Genomic DNA, 4,961 nt, shown 5'->3' with positions numbered 1-4,961 from the left:
CCCCCCCCCCCCCCCCCCCCCCCCCCCCCCCCCCCCCCCCCCCCCCCCCCCCCGGGGCGGTGATGCGTGTGCGGCAGCGCCGTCACGGATTTTCAAATTTGACCTTGCGGGTCCGGATGGGCGCGGGACGGAAGGCTCTCGCGAGCTCGGCGCCGCGGTAGACCACGAAGTAGAAGGGCACCGCCAGCAGGATCGCCGCGAAGACGTCCGCGATCGAATGCTGCTTGATGAAGACGGTGGACATGCAGATGAGCACCATCAGGACCTCCGAGCCCCAGCGGACGGCCTTATGCCGCCGGCCGAGCTCGCTGCGGCGGATCGCGATGTTCACGCCGATCGAATTGAAGCAGTGGATGCTCGGGCAGACGTTGATCGGCGGGTCCGCCAGGTAGATCGTGCGTACCGCGTCGGTGAGTAGGTTGTCGCGCGGGAAGACGAGCGGCCGCAGGATCTGGCCGTTGGGGAAAACCGTATAGATCGCGAGACAGACGGTCATGCCGCCGAAGAGGAAGGCGCACAGCCGGAAATAGTCGGGCTTGGAGCGAACGAGGAAATAGCCCACCGCCGCCGCGACGTAGAAAAACCACAGCAGGTAGGGGATGACGAAGACCTCCTGGAAGGGGATCAGCGTGTCGATCCACGAACCCGCCCAGTGTTCGGGGCGGGCGTTGCCCTGCAGCCAGCCGAACCAGAGCATATAGGGCACAAAATAGAGCAGGAGCGCCGCATGCCGGTAATTGTAGAGGGTTGTCTTCCAGTTCCTTATCATATCAGATCACCTGTTTCCTCACGGGGTCCGGGCGCCGGACCTAGTTGAATTTATAGATCCGCCGGGCGAGGCGGTAGTTCTGGACGCTCAGCCGCCGCCCGAACGCGCCGGGCAGGTTGACGAACGTCGCGATCGACCGGTAGCGGATGGCCGAATACCATCCGGGGTTCTCCGCCTTCAGCCAGCTCCAGAGCGCCGCGCGCTTTTCCAGCGCCTCGGGGCTTCCGTCCACCGTCAGCAGGACGGAGGAGATCGTCATCATCATCGTCACATAGTTGAGCAGGTATTTCACCAGCTTGCGGTCCATCGCCGCGAGCCGCTCCCCCCGGTAGGCCCGCGCCATGAGCCGGGTCACCCGGAGCTGCTGGTCGATCCGCCGGATCATCACCGCCTCGTTCACCGACTGGTCCTCCCGGCCGATGTAGTATCGGTAGAGGTCGAGGTCGAGATAGCAGAGGGTCTTCACATAAGGCAGCGGGATGTAGGCGAAGAGGTTGTCGACGTAGAAGGTGTGCTTGGGCAGCTCGAGCCCGCATTCCCGCAACAGGGCGGTGCGGTAGACGAGCGAGTGCATGAGCAGGTACTGCCAGGGCTTGAAGGATCTGATCTCGCTCCAGCCGAAGATGCGCCCCACTGGCAGGGTGCTGCGGTAGCGCATCACCCTGCTGCCCTGCGTCTCGTGCTCGTAGACGTAGTTGCAGATGTAGAGGTCGGCGGGGCTGCCGTTTTCCAGGTGGCGGCGGATGGTCGCAAGCAGCTCCTTCGCGCTCGGCACGTCGAGCCAGTCGTCCGAATCGACCACCTTGAAATAGAGTCCCCGCGCGTTGCGGATGCCCTGGTTGACCCCCTCGCCGTGGCCGCCGTTCTCCTGATGGATCGCGCGCACGATCTCCGGATACCGCGCCGCGTACTCGTCCGCGATGCGGCCGGTCCCGTCCATCGAGCCGTCGTCCACCAGAATGATCTCCAGCTCCTCCCCGCCGCTCGCCAGCAGCGTCGAGATGCAGTTGCGCATGTACGCCTCGGAATTGTAGCAGGGCACCACATAGGTCATCAGCTTCATGCCGTCGCCTCCCATCCCGCGAGGATCTCGTCGGCGCGTTCGAGCGCCCGCGCGACGATCGCGTCCATATTGTAGTATTGGTACTCCGCGAGCCGCCCCAACAGGTAAAACCGGGGCACCGCGGAGATTTTTTCGAGATAGGCCGCGTAGAGCCGGTCGCTCCCGGGGTTTTTCACCGCGTAGTAGGGGATCTCCCCCTCCTTGCCGGCGTAGTCCCGCGCGAACTCCCTGACGATCGTCGTCCGGCCCGGCAGGTCCTGCCCGAGAAAGTATTTGAACTCGGTGATCCGCGTAAAGGGCATGTCGACCGTATAGTTGACGGTGCCCTTCGGCTGGAACCAGGTGACCGGCAGCGTCTCGAACTGAAAATCGAGGGTGCGGTAGGGCAGCCGCCCGAGCGAACAGCCGCAGAGCTCGTCGAGCGCGCCCGTGTAGACGGTCACGCCGCCGAACGGCTCCCCGTCCAGATAGACCCGGTCCTCCCCCACGCGCAGCCGCTCAGACGCCTCGGTCCCCAGCCGCACCTCGACGCCCGGATAATCGAGCATCCGCTCGAAGAGGGCGGTATAGCCCTTTGCCGGGATGCCCTGCCAGGTGTCCTGGAAATAGCGGTCGTCCTCCGAGACGAGCACCGGCACCCGTTTCAGCACCGAGGGGTCCACCGCGTCGGGCGGGGTGCCCCACTGCTTTTCGGTATAGTGGCAGAAAACGTTTTCAAAGATGTATTCCGCGAGCTCCCGGAGCTCGGGATCGCTCTGGCGGCGCAGCTCCGCGATCGGGACCCGGCTGCCCAGCCCGTAGCCGGCGATCAGCCGCTCCCGCAGGCGCGCCGCCTTGCCGGGCGCGAAACAGAGGTCGACCGAATGGAGGTTGAAGGGGATGGGCACGAATTTCCCGCGGATGCTGCCGACCACCTCGTGCCGGTAGGGGTGCCACTCGGTGAACCGGCTGAGGAACCGCCAGGCGGCCTCGCTGTTCGTATGGAAGATGTGCGGCCCGTAGCGGTGGACGAGGACGCCCGCGCCGTCGAGGCTGTCGTAGGCGTTGCCGCCGATGTGGGACCGCTTTTCCAACACGAGCACCCGTTTGCCCGCCTCGGCCAGCCGCCGCGCCGTGACCGCCCCGGCAAACCCGCTGCCGACAATGACCGCGTCGTAGTTGTGTTCCATAGCCCGCTCCTTTGCGTTTCGTCTTCTGCTGACATAACGAGAGTATACCGCGGAAATCTCCAAGTTTCCTCTAAAGAGCCAAACCCTTTGAAAATCCCCACAAAGTATACCATATCCGGAGGGATTCCGGGACAGTTTTCTGTGAATTTCCTGTGAACCTTGTCATAAAAATGCAACCCCGCTATGGACGGGGTTGCATTTTGAGGGATTTTGTCCAGTTTATTTTTTCTCCGCGGCCTTCTTCGCGGCGGGTTTCGCCGCGGTCTTCGCCTTCGGCGCGGCCTTGGCCTCCGCCTTCGGGGCGGCCTTGGTTTCCGCCTTCGGCGCGGCCTTGGTTTCCGCCTTCGGAGCGGCCTTGGTTTCCGCCTTCGGAGCGGCTTTGGCTTCCGCTTTCGGCGCGGTCTTGGTTTCCTTCTTGACGGCCGGTTTCTTTGCCGCCGGCTTTTTGGCGGGGGCCTTGGGAGCGGCCTTCTTCACCGGCTCCTCCTTGGGCGCGTTGGGATCCTCGACCTTCCAGAGCTGGTTGTCCCCGTCCATGTCGTCCCAGATCTGGATCGGCGCGCCGTTCTCGTCCGAGAGGCCGACGATATCCAGGCAGCGGCCGGAGAGCTTCGACTGGATCTTGTAGCAGCCGTTCGCGGCGGGGACGAGGAGCCATTTCTGGTTCTCCGCGCCGACGTCCTCCCACTGGTGGATCTGCGCGCCGTTTTCGGTGCCCGCCAGGATGACGTCCACGACCTCGCCCGACTGGCGGTTCACGATGCGGTAGCTGCCGCCGTCAGCCGGCTCAAACGCCCAGAACTGGTTGGCCGCGTTGGTGACGTCGTACATCTGGATGCGGTTGTTGGCGTCCGCCTCCATCGCCTTGCCGCTGCGCGCGGAGAGGATGCGGTAATAAACGCCGCTCGTAACTTTCGTGTGCTGTGCAGTCTTTTTCGCCATTTGTAACGCCCTTTCGCAATATCATTCGCCATTCATCCACGTTTCCTGCTGATATTATAGCACGCACCGTCATATTGTCAATTTTCTGGAAGCAAAAATAGTGATTGTGCATAAAAAAGATTTTTTCCATCCCCGCCGTGCAAACCATTTCACCGATTGTCGGACTGATTTTTCCGCTAAACCCGCTTGGAAAGGGCTTCCATCCCCTCCCGGTCGGTGATCTCCACTCCGCCGCGGAAGAGGGAAACCAGCCCCTCCGACTGGAAATACTTGAGCATCCGCGTCACGACCTCCCGCGCCGAGCCGAGGTTGCGGGCGATCACCTCCTGGGTCATGGAGAGCCGGTCCGTCCCCTCGATCTCCGCCTGCTCGAGCAGGAAAAGCGCGAGGCGCTTGTCGAAGCTCATGAAGAGCACCTGCTCCATCACCCACATCACGTCGGAGAACCGCGAGGACATGAGCTGGTTGGTGTAGTCGGACACCGCGAGCGACTCCTTAGACAGCGTGGAGTAGACGGTCGTGGGGATCAGCAGCGCGTCCGTCTCCTTCTCCGCCTCGACGTAGACGTCGAAGCTGATGTTGCGCAGCATGCAGGAGGCCGAAAAGATGCAGATATCCCAAGGGAAAAGCCGGTAGAGGGTGATCTCCTTGCCCCCCTCCGAGAGGATGTACACCCGCACCTGCCCCTCCTTCACGAGGAAAAGCCCCGCGCAGTCCTCCGAACCCGCGTGCATCGTCTCACCCTTCCCGTATCTGCGCGCCGTCACCGTCTCCCGCAGCCGCGCGCGCTGAACATCGTCCAGCTTCTTCCAAAAGGGCAGTCCCCCCTCGAGGAACGCCTCGTAATCCGCCTGCAGCAATCCCGCCGCCCCCTTTCCGGTTCCTTCTGACGATATGATCCTATAGACGATATAATACCATAATCGTATGGTTTTGGAAAGGCCTTCCGCCCCTTCCCCGCAAAAACGGGCCGGGGGGGGGGGGGGGGGGGGGGGGGGGGGGGGGGGGGGGGGGGGGG

At 63.3% G+C, this 4,961-nt stretch carries 5 protein-coding genes; all 5 read right to left on the bottom strand.

Annotated elements, in window-relative coordinates:
- Positions 1-82 precede the first annotated feature (82 nt).
- Positions 83-769: a phosphatase PAP2 family protein gene (locus tag NE609_RS16895; RefSeq protein WP_256153195.1), complete on the bottom strand. Its 687-nt coding sequence runs from the start codon at positions 767-769 to the stop codon at positions 83-85.
- A gap of 40 nt (positions 770-809) precedes the next feature.
- Positions 810-1,832, bottom strand: a complete 1,023-nt coding sequence (locus NE609_RS16890) for a glycosyltransferase family 2 protein (protein ID WP_256153194.1) — start codon at positions 1,830-1,832, stop codon at positions 810-812.
- Complete coding sequence (glf, locus tag NE609_RS16885) at positions 1,829-3,001, bottom strand: UDP-galactopyranose mutase (protein WP_256153193.1); 1,173 nt, start codon at positions 2,999-3,001, stop codon at positions 1,829-1,831. The genes NE609_RS16890 and glf overlap by 4 nt, the downstream gene beginning before the upstream one ends.
- A gap of 219 nt (positions 3,002-3,220) precedes the next feature.
- On the bottom strand, positions 3,221-3,943 hold the full coding sequence (locus tag NE609_RS16880) for an RICIN domain-containing protein (RefSeq protein WP_256153192.1): 723 nt from the start codon (positions 3,941-3,943) through the stop codon (positions 3,221-3,223).
- A gap of 176 nt (positions 3,944-4,119) precedes the next feature.
- Positions 4,120-4,803: a Crp/Fnr family transcriptional regulator gene (locus tag NE609_RS16875; protein WP_243107423.1), complete on the bottom strand. Its 684-nt coding sequence runs from the start codon at positions 4,801-4,803 to the stop codon at positions 4,120-4,122.
- Positions 4,804-4,961 lie beyond the last annotated feature (158 nt).

The sequence above is a fragment of the Anaerotruncus sp. DFI.9.16 genome, from assembly GCF_024461615.1.
Classification (GTDB): Bacteria; Bacillota; Clostridia; order Oscillospirales; family Ruminococcaceae; genus Anaerotruncus; species Anaerotruncus massiliensis.
This window is presented reverse-complemented; position numbering and strand designations above follow the sequence as displayed.